The organism is Pseudomonas sp. NFACC45, from assembly GCF_900113505.1.
GTDB lineage: Bacteria > Pseudomonadota > Gammaproteobacteria > Pseudomonadales > Pseudomonadaceae > Aquipseudomonas > Aquipseudomonas tehranensis.
In genome coordinates this window covers 187,473-210,414 of the sequence record NZ_FOPO01000007.1, presented here as the reverse complement: position 1 = coordinate 210,414, position 22,942 = coordinate 187,473, and the positions used below count along the sequence as shown (strand labels likewise).

At 60.1% G+C, this 22,942-nt stretch carries 20 protein-coding genes; 13 read left to right on the top strand and 7 right to left on the bottom strand.

What is annotated here, in order from left to right; translation table 11 throughout:
• Positions 1–75 precede the first annotated feature (75 nt).
• From BM132_RS15120 to BM132_RS15100, 5 genes are all read left to right on the top strand, one after another.
• Positions 76–732 (top strand): alpha/beta hydrolase, encoded by a 657-nt coding sequence (locus BM132_RS15120; protein ID WP_092456335.1) that lies wholly within the window; start codon positions 76–78, stop codon positions 730–732.
• 99 nt (positions 733–831) lie between these two features.
• Positions 832–2,295, top strand: a complete 1,464-nt coding sequence (gene rhlB / locus BM132_RS15115; RefSeq protein ID WP_092456332.1) for an ATP-dependent RNA helicase RhlB — start codon at positions 832–834, stop codon at positions 2,293–2,295.
• Between the two features lie 125 nt (positions 2,296–2,420).
• Complete coding sequence (locus BM132_RS15110; protein ID WP_092456329.1) at positions 2,421–3,368, top strand: ornithine cyclodeaminase family protein; 948 nt, start codon at positions 2,421–2,423, stop codon at positions 3,366–3,368.
• Between the two features lie 145 nt (positions 3,369–3,513).
• Positions 3,514–4,641 carry an NAD(P)/FAD-dependent oxidoreductase gene (locus BM132_RS15105; RefSeq protein WP_092456327.1) on the top strand — a complete coding sequence of 376 codons (1,128 nt, stop codon included), beginning with the start codon at positions 3,514–3,516 and terminating at the stop codon, positions 4,639–4,641.
• A gap of 88 nt (positions 4,642–4,729) precedes the next feature.
• A complete protein-coding gene (locus tag BM132_RS15100; RefSeq protein WP_092393701.1) occupies positions 4,730–5,356 on the top strand; it encodes a helix-turn-helix transcriptional regulator in 627 nt (208 codons plus the stop codon).
• A gap of 130 nt (positions 5,357–5,486) precedes the next feature.
• On the opposite strand, the gene BM132_RS15095 is transcribed toward BM132_RS15100, so the two are convergent.
• The 6 genes from BM132_RS15095 to BM132_RS15070 form a co-directional block, all read right to left on the bottom strand.
• Complete coding sequence (locus tag BM132_RS15095) at positions 5,487–6,263, bottom strand: ABC transporter substrate-binding protein (protein ID WP_092456324.1); 777 nt, start codon at positions 6,261–6,263, stop codon at positions 5,487–5,489.
• A 273-nt stretch (positions 6,264–6,536) separates the two neighbouring features.
• Positions 6,537–6,989 carry a molybdopterin synthase catalytic subunit MoaE gene (moaE, locus tag BM132_RS15090; protein WP_092456321.1) on the bottom strand — a complete coding sequence of 151 codons (453 nt, stop codon included), beginning with the start codon at positions 6,987–6,989 and terminating at the stop codon, positions 6,537–6,539.
• A 3-nt stretch (positions 6,990–6,992) separates the two neighbouring features.
• On the bottom strand, positions 6,993–7,235 hold the full coding sequence (locus tag BM132_RS15085; protein ID WP_092456318.1) for a MoaD/ThiS family protein: 243 nt from the start codon (positions 7,233–7,235) through the stop codon (positions 6,993–6,995).
• Positions 7,232–7,705, bottom strand: a complete 474-nt coding sequence (moaC, locus tag BM132_RS15080) for a cyclic pyranopterin monophosphate synthase MoaC (RefSeq protein ID WP_092456315.1) — start codon at positions 7,703–7,705, stop codon at positions 7,232–7,234. Before moaC ends, BM132_RS15085 begins: the two co-directional genes overlap by 4 nt.
• 247 nt (positions 7,706–7,952) lie before the next feature.
• Positions 7,953–9,347, bottom strand: coding sequence for a PhoH family protein (locus tag BM132_RS15075; RefSeq protein ID WP_047228849.1), 1,395 nt, complete (start codon positions 9,345–9,347; stop codon positions 7,953–7,955).
• 335 nt (positions 9,348–9,682) lie between these two features.
• Entirely contained in the window at positions 9,683–10,807 is a 1,125-nt protein-coding gene (locus tag BM132_RS15070) for a polysaccharide deacetylase family protein (protein ID WP_092456312.1), read from the bottom strand.
• Between the two features lie 346 nt (positions 10,808–11,153).
• On the opposite strand from BM132_RS15070, the gene yaaA reads away from it, so the two are divergent.
• Positions 11,154–11,933 (top strand): peroxide stress protein YaaA, encoded by a 780-nt coding sequence (yaaA, locus tag BM132_RS15065; RefSeq protein WP_092393716.1) that lies wholly within the window; start codon positions 11,154–11,156, stop codon positions 11,931–11,933.
• Between the two features lie 150 nt (positions 11,934–12,083).
• Here the strand turns inward: yaaA and BM132_RS15060 are convergent, their stop codons facing one another.
• The gene (locus BM132_RS15060) at positions 12,084–12,272 is read right to left on the bottom strand and encodes a hypothetical protein (protein ID WP_092456309.1); all 189 of its coding nucleotides are present in this window, start codon (positions 12,270–12,272) and stop codon (positions 12,084–12,086) included.
• Between the two features lie 473 nt (positions 12,273–12,745).
• Here BM132_RS15060 and BM132_RS15055 point away from each other — a divergent pair, with 473 nt between their 5' ends.
• From BM132_RS15055 to BM132_RS15025, 7 genes are all read left to right on the top strand, one after another.
• Positions 12,746–14,062 carry a nucleotide sugar dehydrogenase gene (locus BM132_RS15055; protein ID WP_092456306.1) on the top strand — a complete coding sequence of 439 codons (1,317 nt, stop codon included), beginning with the start codon at positions 12,746–12,748 and terminating at the stop codon, positions 14,060–14,062.
• 101 nt (positions 14,063–14,163) lie between these two features.
• A complete protein-coding gene (alg8, locus tag BM132_RS15050) occupies positions 14,164–15,645 on the top strand; it encodes a mannuronan synthase (protein ID WP_371264131.1) in 1,482 nt (493 codons plus the stop codon).
• A 35-nt stretch (positions 15,646–15,680) separates the two neighbouring features.
• On the top strand, positions 15,681–16,850 hold the full coding sequence (locus BM132_RS15045) for an alginate biosynthesis protein Alg44 (RefSeq protein ID WP_092393728.1): 1,170 nt from the start codon (positions 15,681–15,683) through the stop codon (positions 16,848–16,850).
• A gap of 9 nt (positions 16,851–16,859) precedes the next feature.
• Positions 16,860–18,368, top strand: a complete 1,509-nt coding sequence (gene algK / locus BM132_RS15040) for an alginate biosynthesis TPR repeat lipoprotein AlgK (RefSeq protein WP_092456300.1) — start codon at positions 16,860–16,862, stop codon at positions 18,366–18,368.
• Between the two features lie 5 nt (positions 18,369–18,373).
• A complete protein-coding gene (locus tag BM132_RS15035) occupies positions 18,374–19,858 on the top strand; it encodes an alginate export family protein (RefSeq protein ID WP_092394885.1) in 1,485 nt (494 codons plus the stop codon).
• 26 nt (positions 19,859–19,884) lie between these two features.
• Positions 19,885–21,477 (top strand): mannuronan 5-epimerase AlgG, encoded by a 1,593-nt coding sequence (gene algG / locus BM132_RS15030; protein WP_092456296.1) that lies wholly within the window; start codon positions 19,885–19,887, stop codon positions 21,475–21,477.
• Positions 21,478–21,488: 11 nt separating this feature from the next.
• Positions 21,489–22,940, top strand: coding sequence for an alginate O-acetyltransferase (locus BM132_RS15025; RefSeq protein ID WP_092456293.1), 1,452 nt, complete (start codon positions 21,489–21,491; stop codon positions 22,938–22,940).
• Positions 22,941–22,942: the final 2 nt, after the last annotated feature.

The window sequence follows — 22,942 nt, the reverse complement described above, 5'->3', positions numbered from 1 at the left end:
TAATTAACTGAGGCACCGGGCCCGCACTGTAATAACGCACTGAATGAGCGCGCCCGCACAGATCTGGAGCACACCATGACCGACCCCTTGATTCTCGAGCCCAGCGGCACCGCCGACGCGTGCGTCATCTGGCTCCACGGCCTGGGCGCCGATCGTTACGACTTCCTGCCGGTGGCCGAAATGCTGCAGCAAAGCCTGCTCACGACACGTTTCGTTCTGCCTCAAGCGCCAACCCAGCCGGTGACCATCAACGGCGGCTACGCCATGCCCAGTTGGTACGACATCCGCGCCCTGAGCCCCGCTCGGGCCATCGACGAGCAGCAACTGGAAGTGTCGGCGCAGCGGGTCATGGACCTGATAGAAGCCCAGCGAGCCCGTGGAATAGACGCCTCGCGGATTTTCCTCGCAGGTTTTTCCCAGGGCGGCGCGGTGGTCTATCACACCGCATTCGTGGAATGGCAGGGTCCATTGGGGGGCGTAGTCGCGCTGTCCACTTATGCACCGACTTTCAGCGAAGAACTGCAATTGTCGGCCAGCCAGCAGCGCATTCCGGTATTGGCGCTACACGGCCAGTACGACGAAGTGGTACTCAACCCCATGGGGCGGACCGCAAAAGAGTATTTGAAACAGCATGGTGTCACCGTGACATGGCAAGAATACCCAATGGGCCATGAAGTGTTACCCGAGGAGATTCGCGACATCGGCACCTGGCTGAGCGAGCGGCTGCGCTAAGCGGGCGCAAGGACATGTCAAGCCCTTGACGATCACACTACGCCGCGCCCGTTTCTTGCATTACACTGGCCGGCGTACATTCCTTAACCAATCGATGAGATGACCGTGCTCAAAGCACTCAAGAAGATGTTCGGTAAAAGCGAGGCCGAGCAGCTCGTGCCTGGCTCCAGCGCACCTGCCCACAGCCCGAGCCGTACCGAGGTGCAAAAAAAACCGCGGCGAGCAACGCCTGTTGCGAACACAGAAAAAGACGCGGCCACCGCGCCTGTTGCCCCTCCGCCGGAACAGACACGCAACGATGCCCCCAAGCCACGCCGCGAGCGCGCCCCAAAACCGCCGGCCGTTGCCTGGAAGCTCGAGGATTTCGTCGTAGAACCCCAGGAAGGCAAGACCCGCTTCCATGATTTCAAACTCGCCCCTGAACTGATGCATGCCATTCAGGACCTGGGCTTCCCGTACTGCACGCCGATCCAGGCGCAGGTGCTGGGGTTCACCCTCGCCGGTAAAGATGCCATCGGTCGTGCCCAGACCGGCACCGGCAAGACCGCTGCGTTCCTGATTTCCATCATCACCCAGTTGCTGCAGACCCCGCCGCCCAAAGAACGCTACATGGGCGAGCCACGGGCGCTGATCATCGCCCCGACCCGCGAACTGGTGGTGCAGATCGCCAAGGACGCCGCCGACCTGACCAAGTACACCGGACTGAACGTGATGACGTTCGTCGGCGGCATGGACTTCGACAAGCAACTCAAGCATCTCGAAGCCCGCCACTGCGACATTCTGGTGGCAACGCCAGGACGTCTGCTGGACTTCAACCAGCGCGGCGATGTGCACCTGGACATGGTCGAGGTGATGGTGCTGGACGAAGCCGACCGCATGCTCGACATGGGCTTCATTCCACAGGTGCGCCAGATCATTCGTCAGACCCCGCCGAAAAGCGAACGCCAGACGTTGCTGTTTTCCGCCACGTTCACCGAAGACGTGATGAACCTGGCCAAGCAATGGACCACCGACCCGTCCATCGTCGAGATCGAGGCGCTGAACGTCGCCAGCGAAAACGTCGAGCAGCACATCTACGCTGTGGCCGGCGCCGATAAGTACAAGCTGCTCTACAACCTGGTCAACGACAACGGTTGGGAGCGGGTGATGGTGTTCGCCAACCGCAAGGACGAAGTACGCCGTATCGAGGAGCGCCTGGTGCGCGATGGCGTCAACGCCGCCCAGTTGTCGGGTGACGTGCCGCAACACAAGCGCATCAAGACGCTGGAAGGCTTTCGCGAAGGCAAGATCCGTGTGCTGGTGGCCACCGATGTGGCCGGCCGCGGGATTCATATCGACGGGATCAGCCACGTGATCAACTTCACCCTGCCGGAAGTGCCGGATGACTATGTGCACCGGATCGGGCGCACAGGTCGCGCAGGGGCCGAGGGCGTGTCCATCAGCTTTGCCGGCGAAGACGATTCCTACCAGTTACCGTCCATCGAGGCGCTGCTAGGGAAAAAGATCAGTTGCGAAACCCCGCCGACCCACCTGCTTCGTCCGGTTGAGCGCAAGCGGCCTTAACCGACGCGACCAGCCAAAAAGCGCAGCCCTGGGTGGCTGCGTTTTTTTTTGACCGGCATATTGCTCGATCAAACTAAAAGTCCATAATAGACAAAATAGTTTACATCAAGCACTCCGGAGTCCCGATGCCCAGCGCGCCGTATGTGATGAACCAAGCCCAGGCCCGAGAGCTTCTCGGCCAAGTCGACGTACCGCAGATTTTACGCAAGCTGTTCCACGACCTTGCCGCCGGACAGGCCGTCCAACCGCCCCAGCAACTTGTGGAGTTTCCCCAAGGCGCCGGGGATTTCATCAACTACCTGGGCGTGCTGGCTGAAGAGCAGGTCTACGGGGTCAAGACCTCACCGTATATCGTGCGCGAGCAAGGTCCAGTGGTGACAGCCTGGACCTTGCTGATGTCGATGCAGACCGGCCAGCCACTGCTGCTGTGCGATGCTGCCGAACTGACGACCGCCCGCACCGCAGCCACCACTGCCGTCGCCGTGGATGCCCTCGCCCCATTCCAGGCCCGGCGCTTGGCAGTCATCGGCAGCGGCGCAGTGGCAAAGGCTCATGTGCAATACGTCAAGGGCCTGCGTGACTGGCAAAGCATCAGCCTCTATTCCCCCAGCCTGCAAAATAAATCGGCGCAAGAGCTTGCTTCGCTCACAGAGCTGGATTCGCGCCTGCAAATCGCTGCCAGCCTTGAAGCGGCGCTGCACGACGCCGATGTGGTGATGCTCTGCACCTCGTCCGCCAAGGCAGTGCTCGACCCGCAGACACTGAGCAAGCCGACGCTGATTACCTCCATCAGCACCAATGCTCCGCGCGCCCACGAAGTGCCACCCCAGAGCCTCAACGACATGGACGTGTTCTGTGACTATCGTCAGACCACTCCAGGATCGGCCGGTGAAATGCTGATTGCCGCTGAACAGCACGGCTGGGACGCGTCACGCCTGGCTGGGGATCTGCCTGAACTGCTCAGCGAACACGTGGCGCGTCCCAACTATGCACGCCATGTGTTCTTCCGCTCCATCGGCCTGGGGTTGGAAGACGTTGCGCTGGCGAATGCGCTTTATCAGCTTCACAACTGACACAGCCAATTTCCCTTGTGGGAGCGAGCCTGCTCGCGATGTGGTGTATCAAATAAATATATGTGTCTGACACACCGCATCGCGAGCAGGCTCGCTCCCACAGGGTTGTACTAACTCCCGGCACCGCGCTCCACAGGAGAGCTTCATGACCTCAGCAGACTTCATCATCATCGGCGGTGGCATCGCCGGTGCTTCCACCGGCTACTGGCTGGCGCCCCATGGTCGGGTCATTGTGCTCGAGCGCGAATCCCATCCGGGTTATCACTCCACCGGGCGTTCAGCGGCGCTGTACACCGCGGCCTATGGCACGCCCCAGGTGCGGGCACTGACCCAGGCCAGCCGTGACTTTTTCGATACGCCGCCGGCCGGTTTCTGCGAACACCCGCTGCTCACCCCACGGGGCGAAATGACCGTGGATTTCACCGGCGACCCGGCCGAGCTGAACAACCAGTACCTCAGCGCCAAGGCCACGGTGCCGCAAATGCAACTGCTCAGCGCCGAAGAGGCCTGTGTGCGACTGCCGATCCTGCGACCGGACAAGGTGCACGGTGCAATCTACGACCCCACGGCTTGTGACATCGACACCGACGCGCTGCACCAAGGCTACCTGCGCGGTATCCGCCGCAACGGCGGTCAGGTGCACACCGACACAGAAGTGCTGGGCCTGAGCCGCGACGATCAGGGGATGTGGCAGGTGGCAACCGCTGGCCAGACCTTCAGCGCGCCAGTAGTGATCAACGCGGCCGGCGCCTGGGCCGATCAGATTGCCGAAATGGCAGGCGCACGCAAGTTGGGCCTGCAACCCAAGCGGCGGGCGGCATTCATTTTTGCCGGCCCCGAGGGCGTGGACATTCATGACTGGCCGATGCTGGTGAGCCTCGACGAGTCGTTCTACATGAAGCCCGACGCCGGCATGTTCCTCGGCTCGCCGGCAAATGCCGATCCGGTGGAACCTCACGACGTGCAGCCTGAAGAACTGGACATTGCCATGGGCATCTACCAGATCGAAGAAGCCACCACCCTGACCATCCGCCGTCCGACCCGCACCTGGGCCGGGTTGCGCAGCTTCGTCCACGACGGCGACCTCTTGTCCGGTTTCGATCCCCAGGTACCGGGGTTGTTCTGGGTTGCGGCCCAGGGCGGCTACGGCATCCAGACGTCCCCGGCCATGGGTCAGGCCAGCGCGGCCCTGGTGCGCGGCGAGCCATTGCCCGAGACCCTGACCCGTTTCGGCCTGAGCACCACCCTGCTGTCGCCGGCACGCCTGGGTTGAACCCGCTCAGGTGACGCATCGCCACGATTGCGGCACACTTCTGCGCGCCCCCGCTTCACGGGGCGCTGACGCTGCCTGGAGCCCTGTCATGAACGCCCCGCTACCTGATCCGACACTGGATAATTTCCGTACCATCGCCGACGCCATCGCCACGCTGTTCTACCCTCACGCCGAAGTGGTGCTGCACGACCTGCGTACGCAGAAAGTCGATTACATCGCCAACAACCTGTCCAAGCGCGTAATAGGGGATGACTCGTCCCTGGAGGACATGCTCAGCGAAGAGATCAGCGAACGGAACATCGGGCCTTACGAAAAACTCAATTGGGACGGGCAGAAAATCCGCAGCCTCAGCAGCGTGCTGCGCGATGCAGGGGGGCGCCCGCTGGCGGTGCTGTGCATCAATCTGAATATTTCGCTGTTCGAGAATGCCAAGGCCGCGCTGGATCTGTTCCTGTCGCCGGGCAAGCTGATCCCGCAGCCGGACTCACTGTTTCGCGATGACTGGCAGGAACGGATCAACACCTTCCTCCACGCTTGGATGCGCGAGCGTCAGTTGAGCCTGAACCTGCTGACCCGCGACCATAAACGCGAACTGGTGCTGGCGCTGCATGCCGAAGGCGCCTTCAAAGGCAAGAGCGCCTCCAACTATGTGGCCAATGTGCTGAACATGGGACGAGCGACGGTTTACAAGCATTTGAAAGAGTTGAAGGGCTAAGATTTGTATTGCCTGGCCTGGCTGGCCTCATCGCGAGCAGGCTCGCTCCCACAGTGGATCTCGTTGAACACAAAAACTGTGTCCGACGCAAATCTCTTGTGGGAGCGAGCCTGCTCGCGATGGCGATCAATCAGTCGCCGTAGATATCCGACTTGAAATACTTGGCCTGGATTTTCTGATACTCACCATTGGCCCGAATCCCGTCGATGGCCTTGTTCAAGTCCGCCACCAGCTCGGTATTGCCCTTACGCACCGCGATACCCGCGCCCTCACCGACGTATTTCGGGTCCTTGAGCTCCGGGCCGACAAACGCGTAGCCCTTGCCCCGGGGCATCGACAGGAAATCTTCCAGCGGGATGGTGTCGGCGAATATTGCGTCCAGCCGACCTGACGCCAGGTCCATGTAGATTTCTTCGTTGTTGCTGTAGCGCTTGACTGTCACGCCCTTGGGTTCGAAGACTTCCGTGGCGAAGCGGTCGGTGGTAGTCGCTCGCTGCACACCCACGGTCTTGCCTTTGAGACTGGCGTACTGGTCATCGACCGCCGCGCCTTCCTTCATGACCAGCCGCGACGAGGTGAAGTAGTACTTGTGGGTAAAATCCACCGACTTCTTGCGCTCTTCGGTGATCGTCATGGACGACAGCGCCATGTCGATTTTTTTCACCTTGAGCGACGGAATCAGTCCGTCAAACTCGCTCTCGATCCACTGACACTTGACCTTCATCTGCGCGCATAGCGCATTGCCAATGTCATAGTCAAACCCCTCGATCTTTCCTTCGGAGGTCTTGGAAGCAAACGGCGGATAAGCCGCTTCGATGCCGATGCGCAAAGTTTTTTCGGCGGCAAACAGGCTGCTGGAGGCCAGCAGGCTCAAGGCCAGGCCGGTGATGAGGGGGAGTTTTTTCATGATCGATCTCGCGCGGGTTGTTGTTGGTTTTGGCAGAGAAAGGTGAAGCGACGGACTTTTGTGTACTTATAAATCCATACTGGACTTTAATGTACATATCGTCAATCAGTCAGGCAGCGGAATTTGATGTGCGGCTGAGGACCTAATCGCGAGCAGGCTCGCTCCCACAGGGGCCTGCGTCGGACACACATGTTGTGCACAACAAAGAACCACTGTGGGAGCGGGCTTGCTCGCGAAGGCGGATTCACAGCCTCCAGATGACTAACAGGCGATCTACCGCTTCCAGCGATCCGCCGCGGCATGATCACTGTCGCGCCCTTCGACCCAGCGCGGACCATCAGCGGTGTTTTCCTTTTTCCAGAACGGCGCGCGGGTCTTGAGGTAGTCCATGACAAAGGCGCAGGCGTCGAATGCCGCCTGGCGATGGGCACTGGCGGCCGCCACGAAGACGATCGGTTCGCCCGGTTCCAGGGCGCCGATGCGGTGCAACACCTCCAGCTTGAGCAACGGCCAACGCTGCTCGGCCTCGACGGCGATCTTGCCCAAGGCTTTTTCCGTCATGCCTGGGTAATGCTCCAGGAACATCCCCGACACATCGAGGCCGTCATTGAAGTCACGCACGTAGCCGACAAAACTCACCACCGCTCCCACGCCGACATTGGCTGCGTGCATCGCGTTGACTTCGACGCCCGGGTCGAACGGATCGGCTTGCACACGAATCGCCATGGCTCAGCCTCCGGTCACGGTGGGAAAGAATGCCACTTCGTCACCATCGACCAGTGGCTCGTCGAGCTGGCACAGGTCTTCGTTGCGGGCGCACATCAGGTTTTGCTCTTTCAACACGTCGAAACCTTCACGCGCGGCCAACAGTGCTCGAACGTCGTCCACCGTGGAGAAATCGCCCTCGACCCTCTGCGAGTCAACGCCCAACGCTTCGCGATAACGCGCAAAGAACTTCACGGTAATGTTCATGACGCATCCGCCTGGAAGTGGCCGCTCTTGCCGCCGAGTTTCTCCAGCACCCGCACGCCTTCGATGGTCATGCCCCGATCCACGGCTTTGCACATGTCATAGATCGTCAACGCGGCAACGCTGGCGGCGGTGAGCGCCTCCATCTCCACCCCGGTCTGCCCCGACAGTTTGCAACGGGCAACGATGCGCACCCGGTCCTCGCCTTCGGCATTGAGCTCGACCTTGACGCTGGTGAGCATCAGCGGATGGCAGAGCGGAATCAGATCACTGGTTTTTTTCGCCGCCTGAATTCCGGCAATCCGCGCAACGGCGAACACATCGCCTTTGGGATGACCACCGCTGACGATCATCCGCAGCGTTTCGGGCAGCATGCGCACAAAGGCCTCGGCCGTGGCTTCACGGAACGTCACGGCCTTGTCGGTCACGTCGACCATGTTAGCGCGACCTTGGGAATCGAGATGAGTCAGCACGGGGTTACTCCTGATCGGGAGCATCGATTGTAAACCCGTGAGTCAGATTCCGGCACGCTTGATTGTCGCACCCGCACACAGGCCCCCTGTAGGAGCTGCCGAAGGCTGCGATCTTTTGATCTTGGTCTTTCACTTTCGACTCAATTGTTTGGGGAAAGATCGCAGCCTCGTTGCACTCGACAGCTCCTACGGACGTTGTAAGCACAAAAAAACCGGGCGATGTTGAGATCGCCCGGTTTGGGTGGGGTTACAGGTGAGATTCGGCGTATTCGGCCAGGATCGAGCGCGGTACGCCCTGCAGAGTGATGTGGACCCCGTTGGGGAAGTCTTTGAAGCGTTCGGTCAGGTAGGTCAGCCCGGAACTGGTCGCGGACAGGTAAGGGGTGTCGATCTGTGCCAGGTTGCCCAGGCACACCACTTTGGAACCGGCGCCGGCACGGGTGATGATGGTTTTCATCTGGTGCGGGGTGAGGTTCTGGCATTCGTCGATCAGGATCAGGCTCTGCTGGAAGCTGCGGCCGCGAATGTAGTTGAGGGATTTGAACTGCAACGGCACTTTGCTGAGGATGTAATCGACGCTGCCATGGGTGCTTTCGTCATCCATGTGCAAGGCTTCGAGGTTATCGGTGATAGCGCCCAGCCAAGGCTCCATTTTTTCCGCTTCGGTGCCGGGCAAAAAGCCGATTTCCTGGTCCAGACCCTGCACGCTACGGGTGGCGATGATGCGCCGGTAGCGCTTGCTGACCATGGTCTGTTCGATGGCGGCGGCCAGGGCCAGGATGGTCTTGCCGGAACCGGCGGCGCCGGACAGGTTGACCAGGTGGATATCCGGGTCGAGCAAGGCAAACAGGGCCAGGCTCTGGTAGATATCCCTCGGCTTGAGGCCCCAGGCCTCCTGATGCAGCAGGGGTTCCTGGTGCAGATCGAGAATCAGCAGCTTGTCGACCTGGATTTCCTTGATCCAGCCGACGAAACCCTGCTCGTCGATGATGAACTCATTGATGTGCACCGCCGGCAGATTGTCGATCAACTGCACCTGATGCCAGGTGCGACCATGGTCCTGACGGGTCTCGACCTTGCTCACCCGGTCCCAGAAGGAGCCGGTCATGGTGTGATAACCGTTGGGCAGCAGTGATACATCGTCGACCAACTGGTCGGTGCTGTAGTCCTCCGCCGCGATCCCGCAGGCGCGGGCCTTGAGGCGCATGTTGATGTCTTTGGTCACCAGCACCACGGCCTGATCCTGGTTACGCGCGTGCAGGTCGATCAACTGGTTGATGATGATGTTGTCGTTCAGGTGTTCGGGCAGCACCAGGTTGGGTTCGGTGCGCTTGCTCATCAGGATCGAGAGCAGGCCCTTGGGACCACTTTTGCCACGCTGGATCGGCACCCCCAGTTCAACGTCCTCGGGCGAGGCGTCTCCCAGGGTCTTGTCGATCAGGCGGATCGCCTGCCGGCATTCGGCGGCGACGCTGTGATGCCCGCTCTTGAGCTTGTCCAGCTCCTCGAGCACGGTCATCGGGATGGCAACATGGTGTTCTTCGAAGTTCAGGAGTGCGTTTGGATCGTGGATCAATACGTTGGTATCGAGTACATACAGGATTGGCTGGTTGGAGGAAGGGCTACGTCCGTGGTCATCCATACTCGGTCACCTTTGTGGGGGCCATTCGACGCAATACCGTGACAGTGCTGCGCCTCGAGGTAGCCACCGAATTCACCCGCAAGGCTTGAGGTGAACTGCACACAACTGGGTCTTGGAAGACGCCACCTGTGTTGCAGGTTTCGGCGGTCTGACTTCTTGATACTCCAAAACACATGACAGGAAAAAGCACTTTGACGCTTTTTTGAAGTTTATTTTTCAGAGTGACGAATAACCCTTGGCGTTGTGGCGTTGCGCCGTTAAAGTCGGAAGTCCGGTCGTCATGAAAGTGCGCCGAATTCTCCTCTTCCCCCCGTGTTTCCGGGCCTTTGGCCAAATCAGCGAAACGCGACCCGACAATCTTCCCAGCCGATCCCGCTTTGCGCCGTTTGCGTAATGAGCCAGGGTAGTGCCGTTTTCAGCGCATCCTGCTTGACGTTGAAATTGATCACGCCGCGGCGCCACAACAGCATTAGGGTCAGTGTGCGCTGGGCGCTTTGCTCGGGGTTGAGCCGGCCGGCGCTATCCTGGGGATCGATATCCCAGAGCGCCACTTGCAGGCCCTGGTTGCGGAAAAATGCGCCGGCATCGCCACGACGCTGGCCCTGGGGCGGGCGGAACAGCGGCACGTAGTTTTCCGGCAGCTTGCCCTTGACCAGATCGACGCTGCGCCGCACTGAGTCCTGCCAGTCCTGCCAATGGCTGTGGGAGCGGAACTCCCAACCCTGGACACCGACGCATTGCCCCGAATACAAGGCCTGGAGGTGGTTGACCGAGCGCTCGGCAAGCCGCGCCTGGATGTCCTTGCCCAGCACGAAGAAAGTGCCGTTCATGTTCGACTTGCGCAGGTATTCAGTCAGCCACGGGGTATTGTCCGGCGTGATGTTGGCCGCGCTGTCGAAGGTCAGCAGGAACAGCCGGTCATTCAGATCATCACCGTTGCGTTCGTAATCGCCGAAACGCGCGATTTCGCTGCTGGTCTGCGGAAACAACGCGGCCTTGCGCAACAGCTCGTCCAGGTATTGAGTGTGGAAGATCCGGCTCGGCTCAGCCCACTTGATGTAATAGGAGTTTTCATCGAGCGTGAGCCTGCCCGCCTCTTCGCGCAACGTCGCCAGGTCTTCCACCAGAAAACAGAACGAAGCGTCCTGATCGCAGCTTTGCTGGGCGAAGTTGTAGTTGCTCAGCAGTCGCTGCCACAACCGCGCGCGCAGGGTGTCGATCGCCGCCATATTGATTGTGCGCAGCCCCAGGTGCTGCTTGAGGGCGATTTCGTCCATGGCATCGGTGTCCAGCAGGACCCGGGCGAACATCAGGATCTCGGCTCGCGAGGCCACGTCGAACAGCGTCGGGCTGGTGAGCTGCTCCGGCCAGGTGCTGCGGTCCAGAGTGGCGATGTCGTTGGGTGCGGCAGTGGCCGCAAAACTCAGGAACCAGGCCGACAATAGAAGGACGATGCGCAAAAGGGATGTCTCCATAACGAAACCCGCGCGGCATCATAGCTGATCTAGCCAAACCCAACGCGGCGGGGAAGCCGTTGTGGCGAGGGTGCTTTTGTGGCGAGGGGATTTATCCCCGCTGGGCTGCGCAGCAGCCCCCTAATGAAAGGATTGCAATCAACCTCATGACCGAGCCGTCAGCCTTGAGGCTGCTTCGCAGCCCAGCGGGGATAAATCCCCTCGCCACAGGACAGGGGCACCTCCTATGAACTCCAGCATAATCCCGCCCACCGATCACCTATCACCCCAATAGCTGGAGTCCACCCGGACAACCCCCTAGAATCGCCGCACCTTTGAAGGAGACGATTGCATGCTGATGGTGATTTCCCCCGCCAAGACCCTCGATTACGAAACTGCGCCGGCCACCGAGCGTTTTACCCAGCCGCAATACCTGGATCACTCCCAGGCGTTGATCGAGCAATTGCGCGAACTTTCTCCGGCGCAAATCAGTGAGCTGATGCACGTTTCCGACAAGATCGGCGGCCTCAATGCCGCACGGTTCGGTAGTTGGACCCCGGCGTTTACTCCGGCCAATGCCAAACAGGCTCTGCTGGCTTTCAAGGGTGATGTGTACACCGGCCTCGATGCACAAAGCTTTGCCGAAGCCGATTTCGACTATGCCCAGGAGCATCTGCGCATGCTCTCCGGTCTTTATGGCCTGCTGCGCCCTTTGGACCTGATGCAACCCTATCGCCTGGAGATGGGCACCAAGCTGGCCAATGCCAGAGGCAAGGACCTTTATGCGTTCTGGGGCCCGCGTATCAGTGAGTGGCTTAACGAAGCGTTGGCCGACCAGGGTGACGACATACTGTTGAACCTGGCCTCCAATGAATACTTCTCGGCGGTCAAACGCAGCGTGCTCAAAGCGCGAGTCATTGATACCGAGTTCAAGGACCTGAAGAACGGCCAGTACAAAATCATCAGTTTCTACGCCAAGAAGGCCCGTGGCCTGATGAGCCGTTTCGTGATTCAGGAACGCATCAACGATCCGGCAGCACTCAAGCAGTTCGATGCCCAGGGCTACCGTTTCAATGCCCAACAATCGAGCGCGGACAAACTGGTGTTCCTGCGTGACCATGCCCCCGAATAAAGCACATCCTTATATGGCCCCTTGATCAGGGGCCTTGATCAAACCCGAACACGTCATCTAACTTTCCCGCCCACCTCGTCAGTTCCATGACGCCAATAAATCGCCCCCTCCCCTCGCTAACTTTTGTTTCACTCGACATCTGTCAGTTTTTTACGTAGTGGCACCAAATTTTTTATTCGGTAGTGGCACAAAAATATCTCCCCCCCTTAACTCCCCGTTATCAAAGGTCAAAATGGCAAGTGCCATCATCATGAGGTCAGTGCCATCTTTCATAATATTTCGAAAAATTTCGAAAATCGCGATGAGCGGATCGGAACTATGTGAAATTGCACGGCTCATACCACCCGTAACGATTCTCACGGAGCGTGTAAGAGAAGACTTACATAGGCCGTCGATCCAAGTAACCAAGTTGTCATGGCAATTTAGTGAAACGGTCGCCTATTTGGATCCATCTTATAAAGGACAGGAGATAACGCACCATTACTATCCCCTACAAGGCCAAGGCTGCGCCCCTATAACGTGCTCACCCGAGCACACAAGCTTCTGATTTTGTGGGCTTTTTGCCAGGGATCAGAGGTGAAGGACCTTTGCACGAGCGTTCCCGAATACGAGGACTGGCTGCATAACAGGGCAGGTCATAACAACTAGGCCGCATTGCGCACAACTTGAGTGCACTTATTTAGACACTCGGAACTTAAGTATGCCTGCACACGGCACTGTGGCGCCTGCATTCCACACTTCCGAGTGCACTATGACCGCTGAACACTATTAACTCCGGCCATTTAATGGCGTGAAAAACAGAGGTAAATGCGATGCGCATTAGCATATTTGGTTTGGGTTACGTCGGTGCAGTATGTGCCGGTTGCCTGTCTGCACGGGGCCATGATGTCGTTGGCGTAGATGTCGCCAAAGACAAAATCGACATGATCAACGCCGGTAAATCGCCGATCGTTGAACCCGGTCTGGGCGAGCTGTTGGCACAAGGTATCGAAACAGGCCGTCTGCGCGGAACCACCAACTTCGCCGAAGCGATTCGTGATACTGACCTGTCGATGATTTGCGTCGGTACACCGAGCAAGAAGAACGGCGATCTGGAACTCAACTACATCGAAGCGGTGTGCCGCGAGATCGGTTTTGTCCTGCGCGACAAGACCACCCGCCACACCATCGTGGTTCGCAGCACCGTACTGCCAGGCACCGTGGCGAATGTGGTCATCCCGATTCTGGAAGACTGCTCCGGCAAAAAGGCCGGTGTCGATTTCGGCGTCGCGGTCAACCCTGAGTTCCTGCGTGAAAGCACCGCGATCAAGGACTACGACCTGCCACCGATGACCGTCATCGGCGAGTTCGACAAAGCCTCCGGCGACGTTCTGCAATCGCTGTACGAAGAGCTCGATGCGCCGATCATCCGCAAGGACATCGCTGTCGCCGAGATGATCAAGTACACCTGCAACGTCTGGCACGCCACCAAGGTGACCTTCGCCAACGAGATCGGCAACATCGCCAAGGCCGTCGGCGTCGATGGTCGTGAAGTGATGGACGTGGTCTGCCAGGACAAGACCCTGAACCTGTCCCAGTACTACATGCGCCCAGGCTTTGCATTCGGCGGCTCGTGCCTGCCAAAGGACGTTCGCGCCCTGACCTACCGCGCCAGCTCTCTGGACGTGGAAGCGCCGCTGCTCAATTCGCTGATGCGCAGCAACGAATCCCAGGTGCAGAACGCCTTCGACATCGTTTCCAGCCACGACAAGCGCAAGGTCGCCCTGCTGGGCCTGAGCTTCAAGGCCGGCACCGACGACCTGCGTGAAAGCCCACTGGTAGAACTGGCGGAAATGCTGATCGGCAAGGGTTTCGACCTGAAGATCTACGACAGCAACGTCGAATACGCCCGCGTCCACGGTGCGAACAAGGATTACATCGAGTCGAAGATCCCTCACGTCTCGTCCTTGCTCAACGCTGACTTCGACTCGGTGATCGACAGCTCCGACATCATCATCCTGGGCAACCGCGACGAGAAGTTCCGCGCGCTGACCGAAAACGTACCGGAAGGCAAGCAGGTCATCGACCTGGTTGGCTTCATGTCCAAGGCCACCAACCCGAGTGGCCGGACCGAAGGCATCTGCTGGTAAGTCTGTTTGCCGGCCGGGGCAACGCCCCGGCCGGCCTTTCGCCTGCCTTAACCCATCGGGCCGCCCACAAGGCCCGCCCGAGATAGAGACGGATGCAGATTATGCACAGGCTAAAGCACGGCCTGCTTCAGGCCGCCGGTTGGCTGTTTTACTTGAGTTTATTGATGGGCATCGCCATGGCGTTGCCCACGTCCACGTTCGACTCCGAATCCAAGGATTTCATTTTCTTGATCGGCGCCGTGGGCATCTGGCGTTACTCCATGGGAGCGACGCATTTCGTGCGCGGCATGATCTTCCTGTACATCGTCTACCCGCATCTGCGCCGCAAGGTACGCAAGCTGGGCAAGGCGGCGGATCCGTCCCACGTGTACCTGATGGTCACCAGCTTCCGGATCGACGCGCTGACCACCGCCCAGGTCTACAGCTCGGTGATTCGCGAGGCCATCGACTGCGGGCTGCCCACTACCGTGGTCTGCTCCATCGTGGAGATGTCCGACGAATTGCTGGTCAAGAGCCTTTGGGCGCGCATGAACCCGCCAGAGCGCGTCAAGCTGGACTTCGTGCGCATCCCTGGCACCGGCAAGCGTGACGGCCTGGCCTTCGGTTTCCGCGCCATCTCCCGCCACTTGCCGGACGACCGTGCAGTGGTCGCGGTGATCGATGGCGATACCGTGCTCGCCGAAGGCGTGGTGCGCAAGACCGTGCCGTGGTTCCAACTGTTCGGCAACGTCGGCGGCCTGACCACCAACGAGTTCTGCGAAGTGCGCGGCGGCTACATCATGAGCGAATGGCACAAACTGCGCTTCGCTCAGCGCCACATCAACATGTGCTCCATGGCCCTGTCCAAGCGTGTGCTGACCATGACCGGCCGCATGTCGGTGTTCCGCGCCACTGTGGTCACCAACCCGGACTTCATCGCCGACGTGGAAAGCGACTCGCTGCAACACTGGCGCCTGGGCCGCTTCAAGTTTCTCACCGGCGACGACAAGTCGAGCTGGTTCAGCCTGATGCGTCTGGGCTACGACACGTTCTACGTACCCGATGCGGCGATCAATACCGTCGAGCATCCGCCGGAAAAAAGCTTCATCAAGGCCAGTCGCAAGCTGATGTTCCGCTGGTATGGCAACAACCTGCGGCAGAACTCCCGGGCACTGGGCCTGGGCATGAAGCGTCTGGGTCTGTTCACCTCGGTGGTGCTGTTCGACCAGCGCGTGTCGATGTGGACCTCGCTGCTGGGCCTGACCGTGGCACTGATTGCCAGCTTCAAGTACGGCACCGCATTCATCCTGGTGTACCTGCTGTGGATCGGCATCACCCGGTTGCTCTTGACCCTGTTGCTGTCGTGCTCCGGCCACCGGATCGGTCCGGCCTACCCGGCGATTCTCTATTACAACCAGATCGTTGGCGCGCTGGTGAAGATCTACGTGTTCTTCCGCCTCGACCAACAGTCCTGGACTCGCCAGCCCACCCATCTGACCCGTGATCTCGCCAGCTTTCAACGTTGGTTCAACACTTGGTCGTCTCGGACCATGACCTTCTCCGCCGGCAGCGTGTTTGTTGCCGTGCTGCTGATGATGGTCTGACCGAACTCGCCTGAATTAACTAGGAAATCGCCCCTATGAACACCGCCGTGAATGTCAACGTAGTGCATGAATCCGAAGCCCAGCGCCAACACGCCCGAGTGAAAATCCCGGCCAAGTTGCGTTTCTTCGGTCCCGACCGTACGCCCATGGAGGTCAAGGTCCTGGACCTGTCCGCCGGAGGCCTGTGCTTCAACGCCGGCCAGATGCCGCTCAAGGTGGGCGAGGCGTACAAGGGTCGCCTGCAATTCGTGATCGACAACCTTGGCCTGGCCATGGACGTGGAACTGCAGGTTCGCTCCTACGACCGCCAGACCGGTCGCACCGGCTGCCAGTTCCAGAATCTGGAGCCTCGGGACATCTCGACGCTGCGTCACATCATCACCTCGCACCTGGCCGGCGACATCGTCGGCGTCGGCGATGTGCTGGCGACGTTGCAACGCGACAACTTCACCAAGGCGCGCAAGCAGAAGGATGACAACGGTGGCATGACCGCCCTGGGTCGCCTGCGGGCCGTGACCTTCAGCCTGGCGATTTTTATCGTCGGCCTGGCGGCGTTCGGCTTCATCTTCAAGTCGGTGTACGGCATGTACTTCGTCAGCCACGCCCAGGCGGGCCTGGTGAACGTACCGGGCACGTCCATCACCATGCCGCGTGACGGCACCGTGCAGAGCCTGGTCCAGGCCGACGGCGTGGCCGCGAAAGGTGCCCCGTTGGCCACGTTCAGCACCAGCATGCTCGATGTGCTCAAGGGCCATCTGGACGACAACCAGCTGCAACCGTCCAAGGTCGAGGAACTGTTCGGCAAGCAAATGACCGGCACCCTGACCTCGCCGTGCGACTGCATCGTGGCCCAGCAACTGGTGTCCGACGGTCAGTACGCCAGCAAGGGTGACGTGATCTTCCAACTGGTCCCACGGGGCACCGAAGCCAACGTCGAAGCACGCTTCTCCTATCGCCAGTTCAGCGACGTGCGCCCAGGCACCCCGGTCAGCTTCCAGGTTGCCGGCGAAGACACCACCCGTACCGGCAAGATCGTCAGCAGCACCAGCCTGAAAAGTGCCGACCTGTCGTCCGATATCCGTGTACTGATCCAGCCTGACGAACCCCTGGACAGCTCGCTGGCTGGCCGGCCGGTAGAAGTCACCAGTGACCGTGGCCCGAACCTGAACTGGCTGATCGACAAAGCCATGGCTGTCGGTATTTAAGTCGAGGACATGCCCGTGACGACTCCACAAAAAAACAAAACGCCGCATTCCCTGTGGGAGCGAGCCTGCTCGCGATGGGATAAGTGCGGTGTGCCTGGTGTACCGAGCGGCCTGCATCGCGAGCAGGCTCGCTCCCACACAAGTGCCTTCTGCGCGCTGGCGCTGGCCGTGAGCCTGGCCGGCTGCGCGGGCCTGCCCGACCAGCGCCTGGCCAACGAGGCCCTCAAGCGCGGTGACACCACGCTGGCGCAGCAGAACTATCAGCAACTGGCAGACCTGGGCTACAGCGAAGCCCAGGTCGGCCTGGCCGACATCCAGGTGGACAGCCGAGACCCCGAGCAGATGAAAAAAGCCGAGGCGACTTACCGCGCCGCGGCCGATATCTCGCCACGGGCCCAGGCTCGCCTGGGCCGCCTGCTGGTGGCCAAACCCGGCTCCAGCGAAGCGGAAAAGCACGAAGCCGAAGGCCTGTTGAAGAAAGCCTTCGCCAACGGTCAGGGCGGCACCCTCATCCCGCTGGCGATGCTGTACCTGCAATATCCTCAAAGCTTCCCGAACGTCAACGCTCAGCAGCAGATCAGCCAATGGCGCAGTGCCGGTTACCCGGAAGCGGGCCTGGCGCAGATTCTGCTCTATCGCACCCAGGGCACCTACGACCAGCATCTGGATGAAGTGGAAAAAGTCTGCAAGGCCGCATTGGCTACCACCGACATCTGCTACGTCGAACTGGCCACGGTCTATCAGAAACGCGGCCAGCCTGAACAGCAGGCCGAGTTGCTCAAGCAAATGCAGGCCGGTCATCAGAGTGGCACCGTGTCCGCCCAGCGCGTGGACAGCGTCGCCCGCGTCCTGGCCGATGCGAACCTGGGCAAGACCGACGAAAAGACCGCACAGTCGTTGCTCGAAGGCATCGCCCCTGGCTATCCCGCTGCCTGGGTCAGCCTGGCGCAGATTCTCTACGACTTCCCCGAGTTGGGTGACGTCGACAAGATGATGCAGTACCTGGAAAACGGCCGCGCCGCCGATCAGCCGCGTGCCGATCTGTTGCTGGGCAAGCTGTACTACGAAGGCAAGTGGGTACCGGCTGACGCCAAGGTCGCCGAAGCGCATTTCCAGAAAGCCGTTGGCCGCGAAGTGGCCGCCGATTACTACCTGGGCCAGATCTATCGCCGTGGTTACCTGGGCCAGGTGTACTCGCAAAAGGCCCTGGACCATCTGCTCAAGGCCGCGCGCAACGGCCAGAACAGCGCTGACTTCGCCATCGCCCAGTTGTTCTCCCAAGGCAAGGGCACCAAGCCCGACCCGGTCAATGCTTATGTGTTCAGTCAGTTGGCCAAGGTCCAGAACACCCCGCAAGCCATCGAGCTTGCCCAGACCCTCGAAGCCCAATTACCGCCGAACCAGCTTGCACAAGCCCAGCGCCTGCTACAACAAGAGCAGGCCATTCGCGGCGCCATGAGCCCCGATACGCTGGAACTGCAAGCCCTAAAAGAAGATGACGGCGAGGAACCTCTATGAAGCCTTTGAAGCTCAATCCTTTTGTGCAGGCCGGTATTGGCCTGTCGTTTGCCCTGCTGTGGTCCTGCCCGACCCTGGCGGCCCTGACTGAAGACCAGAACTTCGGCCTGGACGTGAAAATCACCGCCCAGTCCGAAGACGATCGCGACCTCGGCACCCAGCGCGGCGGCGACGTCAACGGTATCGGTCTGGACCTGCGTCCATGGATCTACGGTGAGCGCGGTGCCTGGAGCGCCTACGCCATGGCCCAGGCCGTGACGTCTACCGACACCATCGAGACCGACACCCTGCAACAGTCCGATGACGCAACCGCGCAAACCGACAGCGGTGATCGCGAAGTCAAGAAGAACTACCTGGCCATGCGCGAGTTCTGGATTGGCTATCGGGGCCTGACCCCTTACCCGGGCGAGCAGCTGAAGTTCGGTCGCCAGCGCCTGCGCAACGAAGACGGCCAATGGCGCGACACCAATATCGAAGCCCTGAACTGGACCTTCGACACCACCTTGTTGCGGGCCAACCTGGGTGTTGCCGAGCGTTTCAGCGAATACCGCACCGACCTCAAGGAGTTGGCGCCCGACGACAAGGACCGCCTGCACGTCTACGGTGACGTGGGCTACCAGTGGATGCCAGGCCAGTGGGCCGGGATCCGCGCCCACCACACCCACGACAATGGCAGCCTCGATTACCCGACCCCGGGCGAAGCCACCGACTCCCTGGACAAGACCCAGAACGGTGACCTGTCCTGGCTGGGCCTGGAAGCCAATAGCGACGCCTACAACTGGCGCAATACCAACACCGTCAACTACTGGGCCAGCCTCACCGGCATGACCGGCGATCGCGACACCGTCAACCCGCTCAACGCCGACGGCACGCGCCCCGCCCAACTCAAGCGCAGCGACGACGTCGATGGCTGGGCCACCGATCTGGGTATCCGCCTGCGCCTGGACCCGCAGTGGCAAGTCGGCGCGGCCTATGCCCGCGCCAGCGAGGACTACGAACAGAACGGTCTGCAAAGCAACCGCTCGAACTACACCGGCACCCGCTCGCGCGTCCACCGTTTCGGTGAAGCCTTCCGTGGCGAAATGGCCAACACCCAGAGCGCCAGCCTGTTCGGTTCCTGGCAGTTGCGTGACGAATACGACGCAAGCCTTGTGTACCACAAGTTCTGGCGCGTAGACGGCAACAAGCCGGTGGGCAGTAACGGCATCAACGCGGTGCAAAACAACACCGACGATGTGACCGGCGCGATCCTGTCCACCTCGTCCCTGCCACTGCGCGACGGTAACAAGGACCTGGGCCAGGAAGTCGACCTGGTGGTCACCAAGTACTTCAAGCAAGGCCTGCTGCCGGCGGCGCTGAGCCAGTCCATCGACGAGCCGTCGGCGCTGGTGCGCTTTCGTGGCGGTGTGTTCAAGCCTGGCGACGCCTACGGCAAAGAGGTCGATTCATACATGCATCGCGCCTTTGTCGACGTGATCTGGCGCTTCTGATGCGAATGACCATGGGAGTGCCCGATATGAACCGCTACCTCAGGAACAGCCAGGCGATGAAAGGTTCGATCAGCCTGTTGGCCGCAGCGATGCTGCTGGCCGGCTCGTCGGCGTTCGCCAACGTTGAACCGGTGGTCAAACCGGGCAACGTGGTCAAGGAACTGCAACAAGCCAAGACCTACACCGTCAGCAGCGCGCCGACCGCTCCGCTGGAACTGGCGGCGCCGACCCTGCCCGACCTCACAGGCTTCACCGCCGAAGCGGCCGCGGCCAAGATCGTGCGCAGCAAGCCCGGCAAGGTCAGCGTACGCCGGATGATGCAGGAAAACGCCTTGAAGGACTTCATCGGCGGCGACAACAAGATGGCCGAGTGGGTGGTGCGCCAGCACGGCATCCCCCAGGCCATCTTCATCGACGATGGCTACATGAACCTCAAGGACCTGGCCAAGAAAGTGCCCAAGCAGTACCTCAAGGAAACCTCGCCGGGTGTCTTCCTGGCCAGGATCCCCATTGTGGTGGGTGAAAAAGGCATCCTGGAAATCGACCAACAGACCCAGGAACTGCGCCTGTCCCAAGAGGGCGGCTCGTTCCTGGTCAACGATGGAAAGATGTTCATCCGCGACACCAAGGTCACCGGCTGGCGCGAAAAGGACAATGGCCCCGCCACGTTCCGCTCGGCCAACGAATTCCGTCCGTTCCTGCTGTCCTGGGGCGGCACCGAGACTTACATCGTCAATACCAAAATGGCCAGCTTCGGCTACGCCAACAGTAAGTCATACGGGGTGAGTATTTCCCAGTACACGCCCAACATGGCCAAGGTCCTCAAGCGCCCGGAACCGACCGGCTGGATCATCGATTCCGAGTTCTCGGACATGTGGTACGGCTTCTACTGCTACGAAACCAACGACTTTGTGGTCAAGGGCAACACCTACAAGGACAACATCGTCTACGGCATTGACCCCCACGACCGTTCCCATCGGCTGATCATCGCCGACAACACTGTCTACGGGACCAAGAAGAAGCACGGGATCATCATTTCCCGTGAGGTCAACGACAGCTTCATTTTCAACAACCGCAGCTACGACAACAAACTCTCGGGCCTGGTGATCGACCGTAACAGCGTGAACAACGTGATCGCCTACAACGAGATCTACAAGAACCACACCGACGGCATCACGCTGTACGAGAGTGGTGACAACCTGTTGTGGGGCAACAAAGTGATCAGCAACCGGCGCCACGGCATCCGGATTCGTAACAGCGTGAACATCCGCCTTTACGAAAACGTCTCCATGGCCAACGGCCTGACCGGCCTTTACGGCCACATCAAGGACCTGTCCGACACCGACCGGGACATCAAGCTCGACCCGTTCGACGCCCAGGTCTCGCTGATCGTGGTCGGTGGCGAACTGGCTGCCAACGGCAGCGGCCCATTGTCCATCGACTCTCCGTTGAGCGTTGAGCTGTACCGCGTGTCCATGCTCGCGCCGACCAAATCCAGCGGCATCAGCTTCTCGGGGATCCTGGGCGAGCGCCAGGATGAAATTCTCGACCTGCTGGTGCGCCAGCAGAAAGCCGTGCTGATCGACCCTGTCGAACGCCAGACCGAAATGCGGGACTGAGGATGACCTTTATGAACCCACAGATGATCAAACTTCTGGGCCTGTCCGCCCTGACTGCCGGCATTCTCGCCGCCACCAGCGGCGCGCGCGCCGATGAAATCACGGCCCCCACGTTTACTGCCGAACCGTGCTGCAACCTGTGCCCTGCTGCCCATGACGCGAAGAACTACACCACGCGCTATCAGCAGAACTTCACCACGCTGGTGCAGGCCCAGGGCGATTGGCTGTTCCGTACCCAGGAAGACCTGCGTACCGAATTCGACACCACCCCGGCCGGCTACAAGCGCATGCAACAGTTGCACGATGCCTTCAAGAAAAAAGGCGTTGAGTTGGTGCTCGTCTACCAACCGACCCGGGGTCTGGTGAACCGCAACAAACTCAACCCCCAGGAAAAGGCCAGCTACGACTTCGACAAAGCCCTGACCAACTACAAAACCATGCTCGGGCGCTTCGCGCAGATGGGTTATGTGGTGCCTGACCTGTCGCCGCTGACCAACGAAAACCTGCCCGACACCCTGCCGGCCCACGATTTCTACTTCCGTGGCGACCAGCACTGGACCCCTTATGGCGCCCAGCGCACGGCGAAGATCGTGGCCGAGAAGGTCAAGCAGATCCCGGCCTTCGCCGACATCCCCAAGCAGGAATTCGAAACCAAGAAGTCCGGCCGCATGGGCAAGACCGGCACTCTGCACAACATGGCCGGTCAGCTGTGCGGCACCAGCTACGCGATCCAGTACATGGACCAGTTCACCACCGAGCCGAAAGGCGAAGCCGGCGGCGGCGATCTGTTCGGCGATTCCGGTGATCCGCAGATCACCCTCGTGGGCACCAGCCACAGCGGCAAAAACTACAACTTCGCCGGCTTCCTGCAAGAAGCCATCGGCGCCGACATCCTCAACGTCGCCTTCCCCGGTGGCGGTCTGGAAGGCGCGATGATCCAGTATCTGGGCAGCGAAGAATTCCAGAAGAGCCCGCCGAAAATCCTCATCTGGGAGTTCTCGCCGCTGTATCGCCTGGACCAGGAAACCATCTACCGCCAGATGATGGCGCTGCTGGACAACAATGGTTGCGAAGGCAAGCCCGCGCTGATGAGCAGCAAAACGGCGCTCAAGCCCGGCAAGAACGAATTGATGGTCAACAGCAAGAACATGGACCTGCGTAACGGCAGCCACCAGATCGATATCCGCTTCGCCGATACCTCGGTGAAAACCCTGCAAGCCACCCTCTGGTACATGAATGGGCGCCACGAGGATATCAAGATCGAAAAACCGGACACTTCCGAAACCGACGGACGTTTCGCCTTCCAATTGCGTACCGATGAGGACTGGGCTTCCCAGAACCTGCTGGCTGTAGAAGTCCAGGGACCTGAAGCCGGTGCCGAGCCACAGCAAATCGAAGCGAAAGTCTGCAAACGCAACGCATCTCCGCAAGCCGGGCAACAAACGGCTCAAATCGGACAATGAGG